Raw genomic sequence first — 25,204 nt, 5'->3', positions numbered from 1 at the left:
ACGCAACACCATCAAAAGGGAATATCTATGAAGACGTTACACATCAGTGCAGGACTTAAACTTACCGAAAAAAGCGATCGTGCCTTTGCTATTGAACAATTAACGCAGCTTGTTGAGCAAACCAATAAGGAAGCAGGTTGCCAATACTTCGAATTGCTCGCACACAAAGACGATCCTCGCTCCTTCACGCTTTGGGAACGTTGGGACGACGAACAAGCGCTGACTCGCCATTTCAATCAGGAACATACCAAGTCGTATCTACAACACAATCTCACCGAGGTTGTCTATATTGAAAAACTGCACGCACTTTAGGAAGAGATGATGATTAGAAAAATTGTTTTTGGCGTTCTAATGTCTCTTGTCTTGTCCAGCTTGATGACATTATGGGTGACCTGGTTAAACCTCGGGTTCGTCGCCAATTTCACACTGTTTTGGGGAAAGGCATTTGTTTTAGCGTGGCCAGCAGCCGCACTTATTTCAATTGTGTTTAGCCCTTATGTTCACACATTGACCGCGTATTTACTCGACAACAATAAAAAGGAATGTTTATGAGCAACGCAGCACTAACCAGACACCATTACCCAGAGCTTGGGGAGGCTGTAGGCCCGTATGTTCACGCCACTTCCTTTCAAAATGTTCTCTACACATCGGGCCTAACGGCCTTTGGGAGTTCTACTCAAGATAAGGACATTTCTCAGCAATTGGTTACGGTATTTGACCAAATTGAGACAATTACTCGGCATCACAACGTAGATTTGGACGCGATCATTAAAGTGACGATCTTCATTACCGATCTCACAACCCTGCACCAAGCAAGAGACGCACTGATGAAGATCTACGGCGGAAAATTCCCAGCAAGCTCTCTGGTTAAAGTGGATGCACTCTTTCACCCAGATTTACTGGTGGAGGTAGAGGCCGTTATCGCATTAGCTGAGTAAAGATGTAACCCTGAGGCTCATCAACTGATAAATAAAAATCTCACCAGAAGAGGAGCATCGCTTATGTTCCTCTTCTTTCACTTTTCTCATCAGCTCAATCTCCAACATTTTTGCCCAAGGAATCGAGTGCACGGAGTTTCAATCTGACCTCTTCATCTGTAAAGTACGCCCATTGGAAAATAGACAAGATGTCAAGGGAACCCATCACTTTCCCTAAGCCTGTTTCTGGCGAGACGAACGGCAATCTTGTGAGTATTAGCCACAATTAGATTAGTAAGCAAAAAACAAAGACGAGAGAAAAACCGATGAACAATGAACAAGCAGTAATTGATAACCTAGCGGACCTTGAGCAATTTCTCATCGCGGTTGAGAATGGTGGCTTTGGCCTAGAGGGCGTTGCTGGAATTGGCATGGCCACCAACAATACTGATGGTCGTCACTTTGTTGCGGTATTCGATAATGCAAACAATCTGTTGCTGGCTCGCTGGGTGACGCAAGAGATTTTCGAAACGGGTAAAGAAATGGTTCGTAATGGGCCGAAAAAGCACTGATAGATAACCAAAGACTTTCTCGCTATTTCCCCTAGCCTTGATATCAATATTGAGGCTAGCATTTAGCACGATCAATACAGCGACTCTCCTCGCCAACCAAATCATTTACATCCTTTCTCGATGTGCGGTAACAAACCTCCAACAGCATTGATACGCACAGATATGATAAACTTAGCGCTATGGAACGTTCACTCTTAGATGCTATGGCCAACAATCTTTATACGAATATCGACCTCAATTTGCTGCGTGTTTTTAGTATTCTTTTTCAAGAAAAAAACATGAGATTGACGGCGACTCGACTATCTGTCACCCAACCAGCCATCAGTAAATCACTCAATAAATTGAGACTGAATTTTGAAGATGACCTATTCGTAAAAAGCAGTAAAGGCCTCACACCAACCCCTTATGGTGAGGAACTTTATTCCACAATTTCGCCTATTTTAGACAGCCTAGAAGTCAGTTTAAACAACCGACAAGAGTTTGATCCTAAAGAACTGGCGGGCATGCTGACCATTGCGATCTCTCCTCGATTGATGAGCGCTATTTCTTCAAAAATGTTTCTGCAGATTAATCAAAGCGCGCCGAACCTCAAGGTGACGTTTAGAACGTGGAATCAGAATACCCAAAACGAAATTGAAAATGGGGAGATTGATTTGGGCATCAGTTATAGCAGTGACTTCGCACTCAAATCATTGGTTTCACAAAAAGTCGGGAGTGATCACCTGCATTTAATTTGTCGAGAAGGCCACCCGCATCAAGGCGATACCATCTCTCTACAGGAAGCAACGAAATACCCAATCGGTCACATTTTGACGCCTAACTGGAATGACAAAACAACCACACCAGAATACGTCGCTGAAAAGCATGGTGTAAAACTTAACGTTGCTCTAAGTTCTGAGCTGCCATTAGTCATACTCGAAGCGGTTCAATTTAGCGATATGATTGCACCCGTCTCTCGCTTTTCAAACTACGAGCAACTCAAAAACATTCGAATCATCAAACTGGATCTAAGTGAAGACATCGTATCACCCGATATCTACAGTTACTTCCACAATAAAAATGACAAAACAGAGAAAATACACTGGTTAATGAACATCGCTAAATCTGTTCTTCCAGAGGAGTAGCCCGTAGCAAACCGCTGTCGGGGAAACAATATCGTTGAATCAGTCCCAAGAAAGTCTGATCACGCACAATAAAGATTGGTCGTTTTTAGCTACATCAAGTCAGGCGGGACAGTTAAGCTAAAGCACTTCTGCCCCAATATCATTTAGAACATAAGCTCACAAGTAATCCGTTAATATGAATCTCAGATACATAATCCTAATACCTATATTTTCCCGAAATACATAGCGGATTTCTGTTCGTAGGATCTATTCAAGAAGAAAGGAGAATATGTTTCGTAAGAAGAGCTCTGTTATATCGACTGCCTCATAACCAAAAGAAGTTCCAATATTGAGAATCATGATTTGAACAGAACTATCTAAAGTTGGATATTTCTCGTTGTAACTTAATGACTGATAACATGAAATTTTGGCTGAAAGGATTGATGGAAATAACTGATTTGAGTAATGTCTTAAAATTAAACTAAATCAGCATCTTACCTTGCGTAAATAAGTAGCATGTACCAATCTTATTTCATAAGCATGGATAAGGATTGTGTATGCCCGCAAGTTCAATGAAAAACAAAGGGGTGGTGGGGAAAGTCCTACTGCCTTCTTTGCTCATAAATCTTCTCTCTCTCGCCGTACCGTTAACGGTTTTACAAATTTACGATCGTATCTTACCTAACCAGAGTTATGGGACTGCCACTCTGTTATTAGCAGGTGCGACGTTGGCTGTCGCTATGGAAGCGCTCATCCGGTTTGTGCGAACTTGGCTTTTGTCTGCCGCGGCCAGCAATACTGAGAAAGCGACTTATCAAACCTTGGTTGAAAGAGTAACAACGGCTTCATCAGGCCATCTTCGCCACATTGGTGTTGGCGGCGTAGAAGAGGGGCTGGGTTCAGTATCCAAAGTTAAAGATTGGTATTCCGGCGGTGTGATTGCAGGCTTTATTGATTTGCCTTTTGCATTGATCTTCTTGGGCTTGGTGGCTTACATCGGTGGTGAGCTGGTGGCAATACCTTTGGCAGTTTGGCTGATTACTCTCGGAATTGTTTGGTTATCTTCTATTCGCGTTAAAAGTCTAAGTGAAGAAGCTTCCCAAGATGAGCAGGAGAGAAAAGCCTTCTTGATTCTTCTTAGTCAAACCATTCAGGGCATTAAACGGCAGGCCGTTGAGTCTCGAATCTTCAATCAGTTTAAATCCCTCAATAATGTTCGTTCTCAGTCTAAAGCGAGAGAAGAAGAACAGAATGCCTTCGCCCAAGAGTGTATTCAGCTTGCCGCATTAGCGACGTCAGTTTTACTCGTGATTACTGGCAGCTTGTGGGTGTTAGATGGCCAATTGACCACAGGTGGGTTGGCAGCATGTTCTATCTTATCGGGTCGAGCGGTTGCACCGTTAAGCGCTCTGGTTGGCGTTCGAATCAAGCTTAATTCAATACACAGTGCCAATCAGGCAATAGAAAAATTGAGCGACTTGTCACTATCGGAGTCTTCAGATTCTGAGCAAGCTGAGAGCCACGTATCTGACTTTGAGACCTTGGAAATCAAGCAAGCGACCGTTGAAAGATACGGTGAACTCGCTCATGCAGATGTCACACTAAATAAAGGTGAGTTGGTATTGTTAGAGAGTGAGGATCGCCATACCAACAGTCATTTATTGTCGTCGATTGCAGGTATTGATGATCTAAAATCGGGTGAGTGCTTCATTAATGGAGCTGCCGTTTCAATCGCATCCGTAACCAATATTGCGGCTTACTGCGGCGTTAAAGGGCAGTTAGTGTCAGGGACTATTCTCGACAACTTGTGTGGGTTTGATCCTGAGAGAACACATAGCGCCAGTGACTATGCTAAGCGTTTGGGTTTAACCAAGGAAATTACTCGATTACCGGATGGGCTAGAGACACAAATTGGCCATACAAGTGCGTCTCTGCTGAGTATGGGCAACGTGAAAATGCTCAATATCGCGACTCAACTGGCAAGTGATAAACCCATTATCATGTTAGAAAGGCCAGATTCTTCACTTGATTTAGATGCCCTTGGAAATCTAGCTAAAGTGTTGGAAGAAGAAGTGACGGCAGGACGGACGATACTGATGGTGAGCTACCATTCTAAACTTCGCGAATTAGCTAATCGAATCATTACAGTGGAACGTCGAGCTATTGCGGCCGAAAGCGAGAACAACCAGGAGGCTATCGTATGAATCGTTTAGATGCTAGTGACCGTTCAGATACGAGCAACCGTGCAGATACGAATGGTCGACAAGAGGTGATGAACCATTTAGAAAATGAAAGCCTTTCGGTTCTTAAACAGTTGGAAGTGAATGCGAATATCCAGTTGTTCGCACATCAATGGGTCGATGAAAATGGGATTGAATCAATCGACGATATGTTTGCCCTGTTCGATAGGCTTGCATTGCCCTATCGCTTGGTTGCCAACCTAGATGAAGTTGGCGAACATAAATTGGTTTTACTGGTGCTTGGTGAAAGTGAGCTGGTCTCTGGTCATTTAGAATCCAAACAATTTGTTTCTTTTAACGCCAATGACGACATCACCGATGTCCCGCAGTTTTGCATCGTTATCGAAGGTCCACCATTGGAGAAGGCTTCTCCTGATTGGGTTGGCGAAAGGTTACATGCGTTTCGTCCCATCATTCCTAAATTGTTGCTAGTCAGTTTTATCACCAACTTATTTGCACTTGCCGTCCCCTTCATCACAATGTCGATTTATGACCATGTGATTGGTGGCGATGCAGGGCATGAGCTGCAAGGTATCGCCATTGGCGCGGCCTTGTTGTTTGTCATGATGGGTTGGTTAAGAACATTGCGCAGCCGAGTGTTTTCTTCAGTTTCAAACCGAGTGAGTCGTGAGATCTCTCAATCCCTCGTGCAGCGGCTGCTTCGAAATAGCTATGCTCAAAATCAGCAAACAGCCTCTTCTAGTCAGCAAAACCAAGTGATGTTGTCGGAGCGTATTTCAGGTGTGTTATCGGGGCCATTAGGAAATGCGCTGTTTGATCTGCCATTCGTTCTAATTTTTGTACTCGCGATTGGTGTATTAGGCGGATGGTTGGTGCTGGTTCCTCTAGTCTCTTTGGTTCTTTATTACTTGCTAGCAAAACGTTCGATACGCTCTAGCAGCAAGCGCTCAATGCAATCGACGGTAGCAGGTACGAATCGTCAAAACATGACTAATGAGCTGTCATCTAAGCTTGCCTTTATTCGCAGTGCTGGATTCTCAGAGCACTGGATTCAACGTTTCAAAAAAGCCAATCTTCTTGCTTCAACAGTGACTTTCAATCAATCGGTTCTCCAGAGTCGGTACACCTCGATTTACTATTTCATTAGTGTTGGTTCGACATTAGCTGTGATGGGATTAGGGATAGGGCTCATTTTTGAACAAGTAATGACCCCCGGTGGCTTGATTGCTTCAATGATGTTGATATCTAAGGTGACGGGGCCTGCTCAGGTGTTGGCAAACAGCGCGATGCGTTTTAATAGCTTTAATCAATCTAAGCTGCAAGTGAACCGTATTTTGTCTCAGCCGTCCGAGCGGGAATTCAGTTACCAGCATCATCCGTTACCGACAGTAGCGCCTAACTTGAAATTAGACCAAGTGACACTGCGTTATCCTAAACAGAGTCGCCCCGCCTTGAGTGGTGTGAGTTTTGATATTGAAGCGGGTGAAATTGTTGCGATTACTGGCCCTTCAGGAAGCGGTAAATCAACATTGATCGAAGTACTGTCTGGCTTACAGCCTATCCAAAATGGCATGGTCGAGCTTGAAGGCGTTAACCTCGTTCAATACGACCCGCAACTCTATCGTCACTGGTGTTTCATTCGAGCCGCTTATCCTGATTTGCTTACGCTGAGTATTCGAGAGTGGCTAAACGACGGCCATAAAGTCGAAGATCAGAAAATGATCTCTGCGATTGAAATGGTCGGCGGAAAGCGTTGGTTCGAGACATTGTCTGGTGGGCTAGATACCTCCATCAGTAGTATTCAACCGGATAGCCTTTTTGACATGTTGTCTGGCAGTGTTGCGCAGATACTCATTGATGCAAAAGCGCTGGTTTATGATTACCCAATGTTCTTAATGGATAACCCTGTGCCTGATGCTCATCCAAACGCTAAGCGTATATTTGGTGAGTTTGTGCAATCGAAAAAAGGAAAAGCAACGGTGATCTACACTTCTCACGATCCGGATTTAATCAAGCTTGCCGATAAAGTCGTGGTGTTAAATGAAGGTGCTGTGGTTTATGCAGGCCCATTAGAGGCTGAGCAACCTTCAGAGCCTCAAACGTCTCAAGAACAATCGCTCTCTCAAGAGCCGTCTGTTCAACAAGATGCAGCCCCACAAGAACAATCAGAGTCTAAGCAAGGAGTCGCTAATGGCTAAACAACCTATCGAGAAGGGCAAGCGCTACGGTGAACTTGTTGAATCACAAAATACGGCTCGTACATTGGCATTGGCGACGTGGTCAGTTGCCTTGTGTGTTATCGCTTTTGCCACTTGGTCTGTCGTCACCCAAGTTGATGAAATTGCCAAAGCCAAAGGCGCAGTAATTCCAGAAGGCGAGAAGCAAGTACTACAAAGTGCGATTGGCGGTAAGTTAAAGCAAATTCTCGTTAAAGAAGGCCAGCTGGTTGAGAAAGGTCAGCCTCTTGTTGAGTTTGATGCGACCTTCCAACGTACCGCTCTTGAAGAATTGAAATCTCAACAAGTGACGCTTCTAGCCAGTGTGGAACGTATGAATGCCTTGCTTGAACAGCGTGAGCCAAATCTTGCTGAGTTTGAGGTCGATTATCCAGAGATCGTTAGTCAACAAAAAGCGCAGTTGAATGCACAAAAAGCCCTCTATTTTCAAAAGCGTGTGGTACTTGAGAAAGAGAGTGAACAAATTGCAGAGCAGCTTCGTAGTGTAGAAAAATCACTACCTAGCTACGAGAAAGAGCTGAATGCGACCAAGCAAGAGTTGAACATACTGGAGAAGGGTTATAAAGCGGGCAATATTTCACGTTTACGTGTGCTTGAAATGCAACAAAAACTGGCCAGTATCGAACAAAAAATCGAAGAAGCTCGTGGTAAGAAAGCTGTGTTAATCAAGCAAGCAGACAGCACTGAACAAAAAATTGAACAGCTTTTGGCAGAGGCGAAGGCGAAAGTCAGCGACGATCGCTCTAAAGCCGTATCGGACTTATCAGCACTGAATGCCAGAGTTCGTTCAAGCCAAGCTAAATTGACGAATACAATGTTGGTGTCACCGCTACAAGGCTTGGTGCAAAGCCTGCCAAGCACGCAAAACGGTGGTGTTATTCAGCCGGGTGGCACTGTGGTTGAAATCGTTCCTGTTGGTGGGAAAGCTGACTTTAAAGCTCGTTTATCGCCAAGAGATATTGGTTTTGTGAGTGTAGGGCAGCCGACTCGTATCAAGATTGATGCGTTTGATTACAGCCGCTTTGGCGCGTTAAAAGGAGCGGTTGAGAGTATTTCACCGACCACCAGTCAAAGCGAGCGTGGCGAGATCTATTATGAAGTCGTAGTGTCGGTTGATACGCCATACTTTCGCGATAACCCAGAAAGCTTTTCTATTTTGCCTGGTATGACGGGCGAAGTTGACATTACAACGGGTGAGAAATCTGTATTCCAGTATTTATGGAAACCGATCTACACCAATGTCAGTGTCGCATTTGGTGAAAGGTAATCGTTATATAGAGTCGTTGAGAGTAAACAAATAACAACAGCAAATAATAAAAAGGGAGCACATCATGTGCTCCCTTCTGTTTAGTCTCGTTATCGGTTAACTATTTGGATCAATGTCCGGTAGCCCGTCTACGTCGTTGTGATGATGATGCTCATCATCTTGGTTATGGTTGATGTTTGCATCATGGTGTTCCAGCGCGTCTGACATATCCAAGTGCGCTTGGTCATGGGTTACTGCATCTGGTTGGTCGACTTGTGCAAGTACGATATCCATGTCCGCAGGTTGGTCGTGAACCGTTGTCGATGTCGCATCGGGTTTAATGCCCAGAGCATCCAGATAAGCGGCAGCACCATGGTGGCTCGTTTTCTGGTCAGGTTCTTGGTGAGCGTGCTGGGTCAAATCTAGATAACTGTCATCGCTTTGCGTAACTGTAAAGTCTGCTTGCGAAGCCATGTCAGGTTCGTCATGTTGCACAGGAGGCGGCGGTGGTGGAGCAGGGTGTGAGGAATGGGCGATAGGAGTTATTGTCATATCGACCACCTCGGTACCTATATTCAGTTTACCGCTATGTCCCGGCCCGTGGCTGAGTATCTGGATGTTCACATGGGCGACTACTTCGTCTTGATTTGTCCCTTGCAATGCCACTTCAAATTTGTCCTCATGCTGGCCGATTCCCGAAGCGCTACCATGTGGGCCGGTATGAACCTGAGCTTGCTCTTGATAATGTAAGTGACCAGTTTGAGGATCAATAGTTAATGTTCCATATTGCCCATGGTGGCTGGTGACATACTGTCCACTAGGTAAATGGATTCGCCAACCGCTTTGTGCTGTTGGTACCGGAGTTAAAGATGGTAGCAGTGGCGGTACGCCAAGCGTGCCAGATACTTGATGGCTTCCCGATGGCGGCCTGACAATGATAGGTTCAGGTATAGCGCTTGCAGCAAAACCTTGGCTACCTGCGGTATTACCGTGTTCGTCAGTCATTGTTGCTTGTACATTAGAACCCGGATGAACTTCAATTTGTATTCCATGCTGAAGACTGTGAGCATCTAATACATGATCCTGTCCGTTAACGACAAGATGCTCACCGATTTTGGCATCACCAGGAGGTGTGACGGTTGCTGTGATCGTATTTGCATGGCCTCGGGCAATTTCAGCTTTGCTGTATAAGTTGTCTGCCCCTGCGTTTTCAAAAGTAATCGTAGGAACGCTAGCCTGTGTATCGACTTGGTAAGTAACATCTGCAGTGGCATGAGCGCTATTACCTGCGCTATCTGTTACCGCTATTGATGCCTCTATTTTTTGGTCAGCATCGGCAAGGAGTTCACTTCCAGGGACGGCAATCGAATAGCGTCCTTTTGCATCTACAACGCCAGTATGTTGTTTCCCATTCACGTCTAAAGTAACAATGTCGCCCGCATTAAAATCACCAGAAACGGTTCCTGTGATATCAACAGATGAATTGGATTCTTGAGCGTTAACCACGTTATCTGCGGTGATAGGGTTGGTATGGATGCCAACATGTATTTGTGTATCAAGAGTGAAGTTCAATGAGGTACTGGCCGACACATTTCCGGCAGTGTCAGTCTGCCTCACGCTAACGGTGTTTGTACCTTGTTGTGGCGTAAAGCTTGACGTCCATGTATGCCCGTTGTCAGTGGAATACTCAATCGTTGCACCTGCTTCTTGTCCGCCAATAGTTAGCGCGCCATCGCTGGTGATTAAATCAGAGGTATTACTTCCCGTATCATGAGTTAAGCCAATGGTCAGTGGGGTAACTACAGTATCAACATGTATTGCAAGTAGTGATGATGTTGCAGGTAGCACTGACGAAGGAGCCAATGCTTTGGCGGATAGATTATGATCACCATTCGATAAGCTGCTCACTGCCACACTATACTGCCCCGAGCCATCAGACACCGCATGCCCAATAGGTGTGGAGCCATCATAAATAGTGACTTGTGAGTAAGGAATATCCGTGTGTCCGGTGATTGTTGGTGTACTGTCTTTAGTGAGGTTATCGGTATCGGAGGTGCCAGTATCACTAGACGCCGCTAAATCGACAGTGACTGCATTATTTGGCGGAGTGTTTGTCCCAGTTGGTAAGCTTGGTTGAGCCGTCGTAATCTGTGGATTAACAGGCACCGTTGTTGAAATTGTTGGTTGTTGTCCTGGAACAACGGAAACATGACCGTTGGCGTCAAAAGTAATGAACTTCGACGATTCACCACCATGATTATCCGCTACTTTTACTTCAAATACATCGGTTCCGTGATATGTGTGTGTAGCCGCGTTATAACTCATTCCTGCAACTGAACCATTGGCTGTATACACATACGCGCCAGAGTCGGGATCGACCGAGAGTGAACCGAATTGCCCTGTTGAACTGACGACAGAGAAGGTATGAGTGTCGTTTGCATCAACATCAGTTTCGGTAAGTGTACCCGTTGTTGGGGTTATTTGGGTAACGGATAGAAAAGGCTCATCATTGGTACCAACGACGGTTATGACTATTTGGTGTTTATCTCCTCCGCGAGAAAACACTTCATAGGTGACTTGATGTTTTTCGCCCTCAGCAAGTCGATTTAAGTTGTTATTCGGAACCGAGTAAGTCCAATCGCCAGCTCGGCCAATGCTTAAACCACCTCCAAATTGATCATTGACCGCATGAACATTTCGGCTGGCAACGAATTCACTTTCCCCTGCGTCAGGGTCAGAAACAATTAACACCCCAGATACTGCCACGGTATGTTGCGCATCACCTTGAACATGGACATCTTCTTGCACTGAGCCTGTATCGTCCACTGAAAATACTGCGGCATCATTGACTGCTGCTAATGTGGTACTTGCACTCGTGTGTGCCACTCCACCATGCCCATCGATAACATCATAAGAAAAATGTACTTGCCCGTTATAGTTGGATTCTGGATGGAAGTTAAATGTCCCATCCTTGTTATCAACAATGACACCGTGATTAGCGACTAAATTGGTTATGTTTAAGTGCCCTATGTCGTTGTGATCGATGTCTGTAGCATTTGAAAGAAGATCGGACTTGTTCAGCTGAATATCGGTATCTTCTATTCCTGGGGCTAATTTAACAGCAGCTGATACCACTGGTGCATCATTGGTACCTTGAACGGTCACAGTGAGCAATTGGCTGGCAGTACCATCTAGAGAATGGACGGTGTGGGTCTCGGTAAATGATTCACCGGCACCGAGTTTTTGTACTGTATCGATGGAGTTATCAATGGTGTAGCTCCATCCTCCATTAGCACTGATCTTGAACTGACCATGGTGTGCGGTATTGATTGTTTCGGCTTGCAGATAAGATTGGTCATGGTCAGGATCAACCACCTGTAAACGCCCGCCAGCATAGAGGTTCGTTGCACTCGCGGGAACAAAGTGTTCTTCAGTAACAGATTGATTAGCAGGCAATGAATTTGGCATCGAAACATGAATTTGTGCGTTGCTGTCTTCTCCGGTTACTTTAACCATCACCGTTAGGGTTTGCCCATCTGACGTTTTTATCTCGTATGGGAAGTCTTTCGATTCGCCAGCATGCAAACTCGCGACAAGGTCATCCGCGTGACGGTTTAATGCGCCTTGTAACCTGAATTGGTAAGAACCATCGGGCCAAATATCAAATGTGCCAGGGGCGTACCCTTGTCCTATGTACTGTCCACTGAATACAAACTGGGTATTGTCGCCAGTATCTGGATCGACTAATTGTAATCTGCCACCATAGGCGTGTTGTGCGCTATCAAGTGCTTGTGTTTCTGTCATCTGAATAACGTTGGAAGCAAGCGTGGCTTTATCGTCTGTGCCGACCATAGTAATGGTGGCAATGGCAGGGGTTTGCCCACCATGATTATCGTCAACCATATAATGCACGGTAAGGTCTGACTTTTGACCTGCGCTCAAATGTTGAAATGCTGAACTATGACTATCAATAATCAGTGTGTGCCCATCTGGCGCGATGCCAACACCAACAGGAAGTGGTCCAGTATCTCCCTCAAAGGTGACCTGAATCTGGCTGATGGCTAATGGATCGCCGTCTACATCAGTCGCAGTACCAAGCAAGTTTACCGAGTGATGTGAATCTGTATCTTCCGTTATGCTGTCGGTGATTGGAGTGACATCAGGGTTATCGTTCACAGCCGCTAAGCTAGTTGTAGCCCCAGTGTGCGTAATACCACCATGTCCATCCTTCACATCATAAGTAAAATGGACTTGTCCGTTGTAGTCTTTCTCTGGCGTATATGAAAAGCTACCGTCAGAGTTAGTCGCAATAGAACCATGGTCAGCATGAAGGTTAGCAATAGAAAGTTTGCCTGAGTCGTTAGTATCAACATCTACAGTATTTGCAAGCAACTCGGTTGTCGTGATGGTTTGTGCGAGGTCCTCTTTTCCGCTGTTGAGCTGTACTTCTGAAGAGCAGTACGGGCGGTCATTGTCGCCATGAATGGTGATATGAATATCGTGAGTAGTGCCATCAGCCGATTTAACGGTGACAGTATCCGTTATTGATTCACCTTGACCGAGGCGATCAATCTGTCTACCTGTTGCGTCTTGACCGATGGAAGCATAATAGCTCCAGTCTCCATTACTCTGAAGTATGACTTGCCCATGAGAACCTTGATAAATACCGTTTTGGGCGTGACTCTCACCAGTATCTGTATCGATTATTGTCAGGTGACCATCGGTGTGTATTTCGTCGTTCCATAATTTACCGATGTTTCCATGCATATGATCTGGTGAACGATCATCGACACTGCCGCCAGACATCGTACCGTCTGGTGCTGTATAGGTGTGGCCCTCATGAACATCACCAGTATCTGTTCCTGCAATTTTTGCGGCGTCGCTAACAGCATCTATGTGTAGAGTATTCGTCGCTTTTTGGGAATCTGTATGCCCATCATTGACGGTGAACTTAAACTGAACATCTCCGTTAAAATCCGGAGCAGGAACGAACTGAAGCTTAGCAATATCGGCAGTCGTAATACTCTGACCTGCAGTGATATCGTGCCCATCGAGTACGAACTTACCTTGAGCTGCTGGTGGCAGATCAATGATAGCGATTGAATGCAGCGTATCGCCAGTGTCGACGTCGGTAAACCCGAACTGACTCGCTTGCATTTGATAGTGTGTATCTTCCGTGCCGTTGCTGAGAACCACTTTGCTGACTGTTGGTGCGTCATTGGTCCCGACGACATCAATATTTAAGTCATAAGCGGTACCATCGAAGCTATGTACGCGATAAGTGACCGTTTCAACTTGCCCTTGTGCTAGGTGTTGAAGAGCCGCATTGTCGACGCTATATCCCCAATTACCCGCACTATCAATTCGAAGCATTCCACCAAATGGGTCGTGAATGCGAGTCTCACCAAATTGGCTGTATTGGAACTTATCTTCGCCGCTGTCTGGGTCGATTACTTGAAGTTGCCCGTTGGCCAGTTCAGTTGTTGTGCCGTTGTTGTGCGTTGCATGTGGGCCATCCTCAATAACACTTCCAGTGGTTACTTCAGAAATAATGGCTTTGTCTGGGGTCGCTACGAGAGAGGTACTTGCGCCAGTGTGTGTGGTACCACCATGAGCGTCTTTCACGTCATAAGTGAAGTGGACGCTGCCGTTGTAGTTATGGCTTGGAGTGAAGGTGAACGTTCCATCGTGGTTGTCTTGTATAGAACCATGATCAGCATGCAAATTAGCGATCGTGAGCTTACCTGCATCGTTGGCGTCAACGTCAACAGTATTTGCTAATAATTCGGTCGCTGTGATGGTTTGAGCGAGGTCTTCTTTGCCTGAATTGAGTTGTACTTCAGAAGAGCAATACGGTCGATCGTTGCTACCATGAATAGTGATAACAACGTCATGAGAGGTGCCATCTTTCGAGTATATCGTGATAGTGTCAGTAAGTACTTCTCCTTCACCTAACTGATCAATAGCGCTACCTCTGTTTGTGGTTATACCGCCTTTTATACGTATATTTCCGGCATCAGCATAATAAGACCATGTTCCATCTTCTCGCAGCAATAAGTCGCCAAATTTTCCCGCATAGTTAAATCCAAGGCCTCGTGAATCAAACGTTGTTTCACCACTATCTGCATCAGTAATCGTTAGCGCTCCACTTGCATATAGCGGAGCTCGACCAAGGGTACTCATCAGAGGTTGGGCATAATCCGGAGACATATTTTGACCTGCAGTGCCCTCGATTACATCACCAGTGTCGACACCACCAATAACTGCGGAGTTGTTAACCCCTGTAATCGTAATTGAGAGATTTTGAGTGCTGCTCGCATTATGTTCGTCTGTGACTGTCACGGGAACAGTCAACGTTTTCGTGACACCAGATGCTAATGATTGATAGGTCGAGTGAGCAGGGTTGAAGCTATAACTGCCGTCCGGATTAACCACCAAACCATCAATCTGCGGTGCGCTGTAAGTCAATGTCGCGCCTGTATCTATATCGTGACCAACCATTTGTCCTTTTAGAACGCTTCCACCTTCAGTCACCGATTGAGACTGCGCGGCGATGGTCGGTTTATCGTTGGTACCATGTACTGTTAACTCAATAGTGTGAGTGGTGCCATCAAGAGAGCGAATGACAACAGAGTCTTGTTTTACTTCGCCCTCAGCAAGGTTTTGGATATTACGATTGTCTAGTGTGTAAGTGTAATGGCCATCTCGCATAAGCAATACGTGCCCACCTAATTTGGTGTCATAGCCAATACCTTGATAGGTTTGTGGGCCAATATTTGGGTCAAATTTAGCTTCACCCGCATCGGGGTCTTGAATATTTAGCTGGCCGTCATAATGCAGTTGATAATGGGTATCTATGTAGCCACGATCTTCGGTTACACCACGTGCATTCAGGTTGGTTTGGGTATCAGTGATGATTGCAGAGTTATTAGAGCCGTTAACCGTAATCGTGATTTGATGCGGCGTGCCATCTGCCGAATGAACGGTAATCGTATCGGTGGCAGTCGAGCCTTGTCCTAACGCTTGCACTTTTGGGTTGGTGTTATCGAGATCGTAAGTCCATGAACCATCTTTGGAGATGGTTAATGTGCCTAGATGGCCGTTAACTTGAGAGGCTTGAAAATGGTCTTCTCCAAGGTCAGAGTCCGTTACCGAAAGCTGCCCTTGAACTTGTGTCGTTAAATCTTCAGTTACCGTACCAGCATCCACGCCTGTGATAACAGCGTTGTCATCGTTGCCACCAATCGTCATGTCGATTGTTTGCGGTGTGCCATCTTTGGTGTGAATAGTGAAGCTTTCGTGCAGTGAAGTGGCTGCGGTTAGCGCTTGAACATTCGAAAGCGAGTTATCAACTTGATACTGCCAGTGTCCATCAGCATCGATAGTTAATGAACCATACTTTCCTGATATGACTTCCGGTTTCACCGAACTTTCATTTTGATCAGGGTCTATGACATCAATTTTACCGTTCGCATGTAACAAGCCTTGTGAATCAATATTATGATCTTCTGTAACGACACCTGTTAAATCCCCTGAAATACTTGGCGTGTCTTGCTTACCTGTGACCGGAACTTGAACAATGACACTCGAGCCATTAGATAGATGTAACAAAAAATGGTCAGTGCCTTGTTGGTGCTGATTCAACAGGATGTATTGAGGAGAGTTTGGATTCAATACAAACGTGTATTGACCATTTGCATCCACATGGAGCTCTCCGTACGTACCTTTTATGACTTCTGGCTTAAAGGTGACAGGTAAAGTGGGGGTTGGAGGCGTAGTCGAATGAGTCGGCTGGCCGTTACTTTCTGATGAGATAGTCGGCATCGATACCGAGGGAATGTAATGGACTTGTGGGTGAGAAAGCGTCGATAAATGATGAGAAGGAACCAAGTGAGAGTTCGAAGCATAGGGAGCGTGACTTTCACTTGAGGGTGAGTTTACGTCGCTGTCGCTCGTTTGAGCCTCTTGATAAGTAACCGCTGATGAGTCCGCTTTCGTTGGGTCATCGGTAACATCTTTTTCTGTCACGCTATTTGCGGCTACTTGATCTGCGGTATCGCCGGAATTGTCTAGACCGTCAGCAGCAGCGTGTTTAGCCAATGATGGCAATATCATCATGAGTGACTGAAACAGTGGGATATTAACCTTTAGGTGTGAATGCAGTCTGAGCTTCTTCTTTAGTTTCGGCGTCTTTTGTTCTATCTCGTTACTTTTCTTACTTTTGACTTCTGTATTCTTTTTGTTTGTTTCGACGTTTTTTTTGGTAGCCATTTTCTCATCCGTGAATCGTGGTGCACTATTTTAAGTAAAATACACAGGTCGAGGTTTCGCTAGCTAATAAGATAATTTTTAAAGAAAAAATCAGGAATTGGGACGGTTCTCCGTTTTAGGCATCAAAGTACCCAAATGGATGACAAATAACTATGTATATGAACACACTAATCAGCGTTTAACTGACCAACTTGTTTACACATAGACTGGATTCAAGGAGTTGGTAGCAGTAGTTACTCTCAATAATGTAGTAGCTGAGTGAAACAGGTCTTCTTATCAGGAGTTTAGTAAAGTCACTAACAAACTATTGTCCAAAAACGTTTTTAAATGGCTCGGCCTGTACTGTATTCATTGCGAGTTGTTCACTCGCAATGCTCCCGAAAAGCGATCAAACTCTATTGTCTTCCGGCATCAGCAGGGACTTGCCGACGATCATTCATGCCATAATCACGTACGACCTCGGCCACTCTTAACCGGTAGTCAGAGAAAAGCGCATATCGTCCTTGTTTTTGCGCAAATTGGTGCTGAACATGGCCTCGCCACTCTTTAACTGCCTCTTCATCTCGCCAGAATGACAAAGAGAGAAACGAGTCTGGATTGGCTAAGCTTTGGAACCGTTCAACAGAGATAAATCCATCGATACAGCTCAGATCCTCTTTTAACGATTTGGCTATTTCAAAGTAGCTCTCTTTCCCATCAGCTTTAGGCGTCACCTCAAATATTACCGCAATCATAAACATCTCCTTCTGGGGCTCTCTTGTAGGTGGATGGGACAATTTTCAAAAATGAACGCACCTCTTCCTTAATGAACCGGTTGTTTTGAGCAAAATCGAAGTTCGCCTTCCCCAACGCTGATTCGCGTAATGTCTGACGATACGCTTCGTAGTCGCTTAAGCTATTAAAGCTAATCAAGCCAAACGCTCTATCATTGGTGCCTTCATGTGGCATGAAATAGCCCAACAGATCACCGCCACACTGGGGGATCACCCGACTCCAGTTTTCGGCATATTGCTCGAATAAATCCACTTTAAATGGGTCAATGCGATATTCAATGAAGCATGTAATTTTCATCCATCTTGTCTCCTCTTTTGTTTTGAGGCAGTCTACGTCTTCTCAATGGGTATGCTTCGATGGCAATCGAACTAAATAGCAGGTTTACATGGATCCAAACATTGCTGGCATCGCGAGCCTTATCGGTGACCAGGCTCGCTCGAAAATGCTCACCGCCCTTATGGGAGGAAAAGCCTTAACGGCCACAGAGCTCGCGATTGAATCTGACATCACACCTCAAACGGCAAGCAGCCACTTACAAAAGTTGGTTGATGGGGAATTACTGACCGTTAGAAAGCAAGGAAGACATAAGTACTTTCAACTAAAGAACCGTGACGTTGCTGAGCTTCTGGAACAACTGCTCAATATCAGTGCAGCTATGGCGAGCAGTAAGGTCGCGACAGGGCCAACGAATGAAAGACTGAGACGTTCACGAATTTGCTACGACCATCTCGCGGGTGAACTTGGGGTGATACTTTTCGATACCTTGGTGTCAGAAGGGTTTATTGTCGATGAATCGGACAGCATCGAATTAACTGAGCGCGGAAAGCATTTGTTTGAGAGTTTTGGTGTTGACTTCGCGTTATTCAAACCGGGCAGGCGCCCAGTATGCAAAGCGTGTTTGGATTGGAGCGAAAGACGCAGTCACTTAGCAGGAAGCCTAGGGGAATGGATTCTAACGGATGCCATCGACAGACAGTGGGCGTCACGAGATCTTGATTCTAGGGCCATCCATTTCTCACCAAAAGGCTTAGCGGCTTTTTCAAAAAAGTATCACATCGCCAAATCGTCAGCATGATGGGTAATACGGTCATGGCCATTTTTCTAGATTAAGAATAACCAAGTCAGGTAAAGCCCAGTCACAAACTCGGTTCAGCTGCCTCCCTCTCCCCTGTAGGAAAATATCAAAGCAGGAAAGCGTTGAAGTATAAGAATATAAAAGCAGAAGAACATTAAAGCCGCTCGTTTGTCATCTATAACTGGGCAATAACATCAATGAACCAGCGATGACTGGCTTTGCTATTACTCAACTTATGCCAGTAAAGATTCAGTTTGTAATCGGGAATGGGAATTGGGGGCGAGTAAAGATCAATATCAATGGTTTGACTCACTTGCTCAGCAATCACTCTAGGGCAGGTCAGCAAGTGATCCGAGTGCTCGATGGCATAAGGTGCAGCCAGAACACTGGGAAGCTGCAACGCCACATGACGCTTCAACCCTTCTTTGGCCAACTGCTGATCAACGATACCGATCTTTTCTCCCCAAGGTGAAATTCTTACATGAGGCAAACATAGAAATGCCTCTAGCGTTAAGCCATGCTCCAGTTGCGGGTGGCCTTTTCTCGCGATGGTGCAATAGCGATCCTGTGTCCATGTAAAGCTCTCTACCGTTGAAGACCTCTCAATTTCATGGCTAAAGCCCAACATAAAGTCCAGCTCATTACTCATCAATTTCTTAGTCGGCGTGCCCTCTTCGTCTGGGGTGATCGTGATCTTAATGTTGGGAGCCTTGCGACTGAGGTGACTCATTAGCTTCGGCAGCAAGCTGAACTGAGTGTAATCCGTTGCAGATAAAGTAAATTCAATATCACTCGTGACTGGGTCAAACGTTGATTGATTGTTTAAGCCACTGTAAATCTGACCAAGAGCAGGCGTAATGTGAGTCGCGAGCTCATGCGCCAACGCCGTCGGTTCCATCACGTTATTGATTCGAATGAAGAGCTCATCAGACACATGCTTGCGCAGCCTTGATAAGCCATGACTAAAGGCCGATTGGCTAAGATACACGTCTTTCGCCGCATTGGAGACTGAACGATGTCGGTACAAAGCATCAAAGAGTAAAAGAAGGTTTAGGTCGATCTGGTGTAATTTCATTATGAATACAACACATATAACTATGATAATAATGCACTGTTTACATGGTACTACAGCCGTTATGATGACGCTATTGAACACCATCGCAATCACATTAAAGGAATAACCCATGACACCATTAACGATTCGGCCAGCCGTCAAAGAAGACAGTGAGACAATCTTTCATTTTATCAAAGAGCTCGCTATCTACGAAAAGGCGGAGCATGAAGTTCATGCCACGGTTGAAACGATTAAAGACACAATATTTTCAGAACACAGCCACGTTAATGCGTTGATTTGTCAGCAAGGTGAGCAACCTATTGGCATGGCCATCTATTTCTACAACTACTCGACTTGGTTAGCCAAACCTGGCCTTTTTCTTGAGGATTTGTATGTGTCGCAAGAGTGTCGAGGTATTGGGGCGGGGAAACGCTTATTGAAAGAAATGGCCAGAATTGCCTTAGAACAAGGATGCGGCCGATTTGAATGGAACTGCTTAGACTGGAATACGCCCTCTCGAGATTTTTATGAATCCATCGGTGCCGAGTCACAAGATGAGTGGATAGGTTACCGCATGTCTGGGAAATCATTAATCGACTTTGCAGAGCAGCCATAACGCGTTCTCAATGCCATCAGCTGAGTGACTGGCCCTCACTGGCTGATGCGCTAGCTCGCCATTCAATCCGTTATTCTCGCTGTGTTTCATTCACATTGTTTCAATCGTTTTGTTTTAACCGCATGGTTTCATTCGCTTCGTCACCCACACGTCTTTTCGTTGCGGCTCTGTCGTAACTTCCAACCTCAGCGACTTCCAACCTCAGTGCGTTCCAACAGCAGCGACTCCCCCCTTACAGATACACAATCGTGGTACTATTTCGAAAGCCAAACTTATCAACGCAATAGCAACCAACAATGATGAAAACAACCGCTCATACCTTGATCGATATTCCTTTCGAATTCAGACACACTTGTTGGTTCTGCGGGGAACCGTCATCGGCATTGGTGCAGCTGCCACACGCTTCCGGCAACACTCAATGTTTAGAGCATGCGCCTCTGGCCATCCCCGCTTGCAAAGAATGTCATGCCATCAAATTGTCTAAACATTTGCGCTCTGTTTGGGCATTACGTGCTCATATCAATCAGGCTTTGATCACAAAATACGCCAAGCACCTCGGCATTGGTGAAAACTGGACAGAGCAAGAGCTTATCGACTGCGACTTTTCAGGGGCTATTTTAGGTGGGTTTGGCGACAGTGCATGGAAGATGTATGAAATAGCCAAGCAAAGAATCTCATACCAAGGGTGGTCGATTTCGCTCGACGGCGTTCCACTGGATAGCATTGACGACACCATTCACTTTTCCTTTGAAGGCGTTGATTACCGCTCGATCCATCATTGTATCGATTACTTTGCAACTGCCACAGACATTGACAAAGAGCTGTTGGTCGAGTTGGTGAATATTCTCTCTACTGAACGATTCGATTACGCACTGAAAATCGCCAAACTCAATAAACGGATTTCACCCTATCGACGCGATCAAATCGTGGAAGAGGTGCGCCTTCAGGAAGCCGAAAAACAAGAGGCGCTGCATATCAGGGAGATGGACGCTTTACAAAACCGCACGCACTCTTTGATTTCAGAGGTAACGATTTCTGGCGTTGTGGTGCCTGTCTTTGCAATACAGTGGGCGATAGAGAAAGGGATTAAGAATCTGAACGATTTACGCGATTTGGAAGATGACTACTTTGATGATTTTGCACATCTAGGAGGGGCGGTTGCCTTTCAATCGTACGACGGATTGCAGTCCTACATGACCGCACGAACGGATTTGACGTGGGTTAACAGCAATGACCCGAATAGAGATTTATGGACAGGTTAATTGGCGCTTCATGAGGTAGACATTAACGATCATTAAGAACGATACAGCGCCATTGAAATTGACTCTGTTCCGCTCGATTCATATCACGTGGAGATTCGTTTATTGTACTTTCTTAAGCATACTTGAATCAGTGTGAGTAAATAGGCCAAAGCTATTGATTTATAAAAATAACAACAATTGACCTGTTTTTGTTTTACGCTGAGAATTTATAAATTTATCGAATGATTTGAGTCCAGTGATTGTCCCACTGTACGCCTGATTGATAGACCTTTCTTGAATCAGGGCTAAGCTGATGAATCACACTGCCCGAGCCTGAGCTCACAAAAAACTCGTTATTATGAGCAACCACGCCTGACGCATCTGGCAACGCAGACAGCTCAACTAACCGTCGAGTGTGTTTAGACCAAATACCGTAACAGTTCCCCCTTGGAGAGGTCGCCAAAATCCAATCTTGGGTCGCCGCAATACTGGCAATGTAATGGTTAAATCGGGCCCATTGCTCTGGTTCAGCCTGTAATGAGACCATTCCTTCGCCAGAAGTGTGCATCGCAAGCAACGAAGGCGAGTCATCTGGTGTCCCTCGGTATTGCTGTCCGCACAACACCGTTTTCTCTCCGTCATGCGCGAGGTGTCGAATACTCAACTGCGCATCATCAAGGCCGACCTGATCCACTAGGTCACCATTGGCATTCAAATAGCTCAAATTCGGTGACATCGTATCAATGTTCAGCGCGGTTCTTCCGTCGGTATGAACACCGCCTACGCCTATCACCAGTTGATCATCAGGCATCACAATGACTTCATGCGGGCCAATACCAAAGCCACTGAATTCCGCAACTTTTTCATAACCGGCTTTCACATCGTAAACGCCTATAATCCCTTCGCTTGTCAGACTGTTGCCTTCCGTCGCATAGAGCCAACGACGATCATTGGAATAAACGCCATGACCATAGAAATGGCGACCATTTGAAGCTGCTGCGCGCTGAATCACCTCGCCGGTCGTATAGTCAAACACAACGAAAAATGACCCCGGCCTTCTCGCAAAAGCAACCGCATGGTGAATCTGTGAGTTGATCGCAATACCATGGCCACGATCAGGCAAGGCGATGGTTCTAATCGGTTTCCCCCACTCATTCGCCACCACGACAGAATAACGGTCGCGCCCCGTGATCGAGCAACCAATCAAATGCGGAGTCTTAGAGTCGGTGTGTTGAACAGAACTGCAACCCAGCAGAGAGAGCGGGGTAGCCGCACCAAACAACGCGGCTTTAAGGAGGGTACGCCGTGTTTGATTGGTCACATGGCCTTCTTCATTTGAGGAAGGTTGGTGTGCGCAATCAGGTTGCTTCAATGAGAAACGAGTATTGGCTGACATCGACTTATCAATCACCATCTGTCGCATTAAATCCAATCACAATACCCAGCTTTATCGCGGCTTCTTCACGAATCAAGTAGTTGAGCTGTTCAAGCTTGTTGTATTGAGCGTAAACAAATTTTGTCCCTTGCTTACTCTTGAGCAGTTCAAACATGCTTTGTTCATCAGGCCATGTTTCAAGCATCGACTCAAACTGACCAAGAATGCTATCTGCTAGCGCTGCGTGCCCCTCTTCTCTCAAGATCCGATCAAGCCCTTGACCATTGGCGAGGTAAAGCGCTTGCAATGCCGTAATGTTCGCACTCAGGTTGTTCAAGGACGTTTCAGAGCGCCATGACTCCGCAAAATACGGACGAGGTTTGCCGAAATTCGCCAGTGGTCGGCTCATCTTCTTCAAGCTGTACTCAAGCTGATTCGATAGCAGCGACATATACTCTGACTGCCACTGCTTATCGTCGAGATCTGTCCAAGGGTTACTCGCCCACGCTCGGTGAATCGTCTCAGCATTATTTGCGAGATTCTCTGTGATCGCATTGCCTGTCTGACACACGCTAACCACTTCCCTCACCTTTGATGCAGGATCGTAAAGCAGCCACTCAATCGCCCCTAAACCTTGCACCGTTACGCTCTGCTCTGAAATTTCAGTCGCACTCCAAGCTTTATCTTGCTTGGTGATTGCCGACATTTTGCGTCCTGTTGTGTTTTTCTTATCTGGCCAAAACTGAACATTCCAGCTTTGCTCTAGTGCTTGCTCTGGCCCGCGCTCTTGCCCTTGAATCGCCATCCACGCCAGCATCGTTTCATGCCATTGTTGTTTTAGACTCTGCTCTTTTAACGCGTGTTCTGACCCATCTTCTGAATCAAGACTCGCGCAGAACTCAGAAAAAGTACCATTTAACAGTGCCGCTTGCTGAGCAAAGTAGGCCGCGGATTGAAATTGAACTTGATAGACGTTCTGACTTGCATGAGTCGTCATCTCAAATGTTTGCTTATCCAGTTCTTTCTCTGTTGACTGGCAGCCCACTAATGCACCGACAGACACACTGAATAATGCAGCGAGAGCGGTTAATTGAAATCTCTTCATCGGTGTTCCTTATAATGAATTTAGGAATGCTATGAGTGCGTCACGCTCACTCTTATTCAGCGATAGAACATTCTGTTTCGCATTTTCTGCCTCACCACCATGCCACAACACGGCTTCCATCAGGTTTCTCGCTCGGCCATCATGCAAGAAGAAGGTGTGTCCGTTCACTTCCTCGGTATAACCAATACCCCATAACGGCGCAGTACGCCACTCTCGACCATTGGCCAGATATTCAGGCCTGTGATCGGCGAGCCCTTCCCCCATATCGTGTAGCAGCAAATCCGTATAAGGGTGAATGAGCTGTTCAGATAAAGCCGGAAGTTGATCTAATTTCGCGGTTTTTACATTGGTTCTGTGGCAGCTCTCACAACCGGCATTGGCAAACAGCTCTTGTCCTAGTTGAACTTGAGGGTCGTTGACATTACGGCGAATTGGCACCGCAAGATGCTGAGAGTAAAACTCAACAAAATCGAGGATATTATCGCTCACTTCTGGCTCGCCACCGTTCGGGAGGTCGTCACACAATGTTTGCGCTGAGGTGCAGTTCTCGTTAGGGAACAATCGACTGGTTAGGCCAACATCACCATTAAATGCGGCGGCATTTTGCTGCATCAATGTGGGTTGTCCCGCTTTCCAACCAAAGCGCCCAATAGAGAAGTCACCTTTCTCTACATCCCACACTTTATTGGTTTTTCCTGTTACGCCATCATTGCGTTCGGCATTCTCTTTTACCCACCGCTCAAGTGTGTCGTCAGGAATGCTTTCAAGTAACCCGAGACCTATCATTGGCGGGGCAATACGCGCTGAAAACTGGGTATCAGGGTGCATCTCACCATAACCCAAATCTACGATTTGAAGATTCGGCTTTCTGAGCACCACCTGAGTACCATCGTCAAATTCAACGGGTACATCGGTATAAGTGATCTCGATTTGCCCTTCTGGGCTTTGATCTTGCTGAGCAAAATCTTGCAATTGCCCGCCATAAGTTGGCTCTGGGATCACCCCATCTTTAATGAAGGCTCTTTTTTGCTCTGGCGTAGACGCTGGAATACTTAATCGAACCAACATCGACACGGCATGCATGTCATTCTCTTCCGGTGGGTGTCCTCGTCCATCTTTGATGTGACAGTTCTGACAACCATTGGTATTGAACAGTGGCCCTAAGCCATCACGCGCGTCGGTTGAGGCTGGCGCCTGAACCCAAGGGTTTCGAAAAAAGCTATTCCCCACACTGAAGTCGAGTCTTTTTAACATCGGCAAGTTTGCAGCGGGCATCGAGTAGGCATTCGGCCCGTCTTTCTTAATGGAGGTATTGCCCCCTGATTTCGTGTCGTATGCGTGAGTAAACGTGCTTGAAAGCATGAGTGCAATAAGAGAAAAATTAACGTACAGCTTCATGGGTGAGTCTCTTGTAAAA

18 protein-coding genes are annotated in these 25,204 nt (G+C 45.8%); 11 read left to right on the top strand and 7 right to left on the bottom strand.

Going from position 1 to position 25,204, the window contains the following annotated elements; genetic code table 11:
- The 8 genes from BCU12_RS13315 to BCU12_RS13280 form a co-directional block, all read left to right on the top strand.
- Nucleotides 1–312 (top strand): antibiotic biosynthesis monooxygenase (locus BCU12_RS13315; RefSeq protein ID WP_241909834.1); only part of this gene is annotated, 312 nt, incomplete at its 5' end.
- 9 nt (nucleotides 313–321) lie between these two features.
- The gene (locus tag BCU12_RS13310; RefSeq protein ID WP_102404735.1) at nucleotides 322–552 is read left to right on the top strand and encodes a DUF2798 domain-containing protein; all 231 of its coding nucleotides are present in this window, start codon (nucleotides 322–324) and stop codon (nucleotides 550–552) included.
- Nucleotides 549–938: a RidA family protein gene (locus BCU12_RS13305; protein ID WP_102404734.1), complete on the top strand. Its 390-nt coding sequence runs from the start codon at nucleotides 549–551 to the stop codon at nucleotides 936–938. Before BCU12_RS13310 ends, BCU12_RS13305 begins: the two co-directional genes overlap by 4 nt.
- A gap of 305 nt (nucleotides 939–1,243) precedes the next feature.
- The gene (locus BCU12_RS13300; protein WP_102404733.1) at nucleotides 1,244–1,489 is read left to right on the top strand and encodes a hypothetical protein; all 246 of its coding nucleotides are present in this window, start codon (nucleotides 1,244–1,246) and stop codon (nucleotides 1,487–1,489) included.
- 179 nt (nucleotides 1,490–1,668) lie between these two features.
- Nucleotides 1,669–2,613, top strand: a complete 945-nt coding sequence (locus BCU12_RS13295; protein WP_102404732.1) for a LysR family transcriptional regulator — start codon at nucleotides 1,669–1,671, stop codon at nucleotides 2,611–2,613.
- A 536-nt stretch (nucleotides 2,614–3,149) separates the two neighbouring features.
- Nucleotides 3,150–4,796: an ABC transporter transmembrane domain-containing protein gene (locus BCU12_RS13290; protein ID WP_102404731.1), complete on the top strand. Its 1,647-nt coding sequence runs from the start codon at nucleotides 3,150–3,152 to the stop codon at nucleotides 4,794–4,796.
- Nucleotides 4,793–6,991 carry an ABC transporter transmembrane domain-containing protein gene (locus BCU12_RS13285; protein WP_102404730.1) on the top strand — a complete coding sequence of 733 codons (2,199 nt, stop codon included), beginning with the start codon at nucleotides 4,793–4,795 and terminating at the stop codon, nucleotides 6,989–6,991. Before BCU12_RS13290 ends, BCU12_RS13285 begins: the two co-directional genes overlap by 4 nt.
- Nucleotides 6,984–8,297: an HlyD family type I secretion periplasmic adaptor subunit gene (locus BCU12_RS13280; protein WP_102404729.1), complete on the top strand. Its 1,314-nt coding sequence runs from the start codon at nucleotides 6,984–6,986 to the stop codon at nucleotides 8,295–8,297. Before BCU12_RS13285 ends, BCU12_RS13280 begins: the two co-directional genes overlap by 8 nt.
- A gap of 96 nt (nucleotides 8,298–8,393) precedes the next feature.
- Here the strand turns inward: BCU12_RS13280 and BCU12_RS13275 are convergent, their stop codons facing one another.
- From BCU12_RS13275 to BCU12_RS13265, 3 genes are all read right to left on the bottom strand, one after another.
- Nucleotides 8,394–16,547, bottom strand: coding sequence for a VCBS domain-containing protein (locus BCU12_RS13275; protein ID WP_102404728.1), 8,154 nt, complete (start codon nucleotides 16,545–16,547; stop codon nucleotides 8,394–8,396).
- A 395-nt stretch (nucleotides 16,548–16,942) separates the two neighbouring features.
- On the bottom strand, nucleotides 16,943–17,281 hold the full coding sequence (locus BCU12_RS13270) for an antibiotic biosynthesis monooxygenase (RefSeq protein WP_102404727.1): 339 nt from the start codon (nucleotides 17,279–17,281) through the stop codon (nucleotides 16,943–16,945).
- The gene (locus tag BCU12_RS13265) at nucleotides 17,262–17,618 is read right to left on the bottom strand and encodes an NIPSNAP family protein (protein ID WP_102404726.1); all 357 of its coding nucleotides are present in this window, start codon (nucleotides 17,616–17,618) and stop codon (nucleotides 17,262–17,264) included. The genes BCU12_RS13270 and BCU12_RS13265 overlap by 20 nt, the downstream gene beginning before the upstream one ends.
- 88 nt (nucleotides 17,619–17,706) lie before the next feature.
- Between BCU12_RS13265 and BCU12_RS13260 the strand changes: the two genes are divergently transcribed.
- Nucleotides 17,707–18,396, top strand: a complete 690-nt coding sequence (locus BCU12_RS13260) for a helix-turn-helix domain-containing protein (RefSeq protein ID WP_102404725.1) — start codon at nucleotides 17,707–17,709, stop codon at nucleotides 18,394–18,396.
- Between the two features lie 175 nt (nucleotides 18,397–18,571).
- Here the strand turns inward: BCU12_RS13260 and BCU12_RS13255 are convergent, their stop codons facing one another.
- Nucleotides 18,572–19,471 carry a LysR family transcriptional regulator gene (locus BCU12_RS13255; RefSeq protein WP_102404739.1) on the bottom strand — a complete coding sequence of 300 codons (900 nt, stop codon included), beginning with the start codon at nucleotides 19,469–19,471 and terminating at the stop codon, nucleotides 18,572–18,574.
- A 109-nt stretch (nucleotides 19,472–19,580) separates the two neighbouring features.
- Here BCU12_RS13255 and BCU12_RS13250 point away from each other — a divergent pair, with 109 nt between their 5' ends.
- Complete coding sequence (locus BCU12_RS13250) at nucleotides 19,581–20,066, top strand: GNAT family N-acetyltransferase (protein WP_102404724.1); 486 nt, start codon at nucleotides 19,581–19,583, stop codon at nucleotides 20,064–20,066.
- 299 nt (nucleotides 20,067–20,365) lie between these two features.
- Nucleotides 20,366–21,328, top strand: coding sequence for a hypothetical protein (locus BCU12_RS13245; RefSeq protein WP_102404738.1), 963 nt, complete (start codon nucleotides 20,366–20,368; stop codon nucleotides 21,326–21,328).
- A gap of 214 nt (nucleotides 21,329–21,542) precedes the next feature.
- On the opposite strand, the gene BCU12_RS13240 is transcribed toward BCU12_RS13245, so the two are convergent.
- The 3 genes from BCU12_RS13240 to BCU12_RS13230 are packed head-to-tail and all read right to left on the bottom strand — an operon-like array spanning nucleotide 21,543 to nucleotide 25,185.
- On the bottom strand, nucleotides 21,543–22,739 hold the full coding sequence (locus tag BCU12_RS13240) for a DUF1513 domain-containing protein (RefSeq protein ID WP_241909833.1): 1,197 nt from the start codon (nucleotides 22,737–22,739) through the stop codon (nucleotides 21,543–21,545).
- Nucleotides 22,711–23,787 (bottom strand): imelysin family protein, encoded by a 1,077-nt coding sequence (locus BCU12_RS13235; protein WP_102404723.1) that lies wholly within the window; start codon nucleotides 23,785–23,787, stop codon nucleotides 22,711–22,713. Before BCU12_RS13235 ends, BCU12_RS13240 begins: the two co-directional genes overlap by 29 nt.
- A 9-nt stretch (nucleotides 23,788–23,796) precedes the next feature.
- On the bottom strand, nucleotides 23,797–25,185 hold the full coding sequence (locus tag BCU12_RS13230) for a di-heme oxidoredictase family protein (protein ID WP_102404722.1): 1,389 nt from the start codon (nucleotides 25,183–25,185) through the stop codon (nucleotides 23,797–23,799).
- Nucleotides 25,186–25,204 lie beyond the last annotated feature (19 nt).

Origin of the sequence: Vibrio sp. 10N.261.55.A7 (assembly GCF_002877365.1) — a bacterium.
Taxonomy (GTDB): Bacteria; Pseudomonadota; Gammaproteobacteria; order Enterobacterales; family Vibrionaceae; genus Vibrio.
The sequence above is the reverse complement of the archived record's forward strand: the minus strand, read 5'-3'. Positions and strand labels throughout refer to the sequence as shown.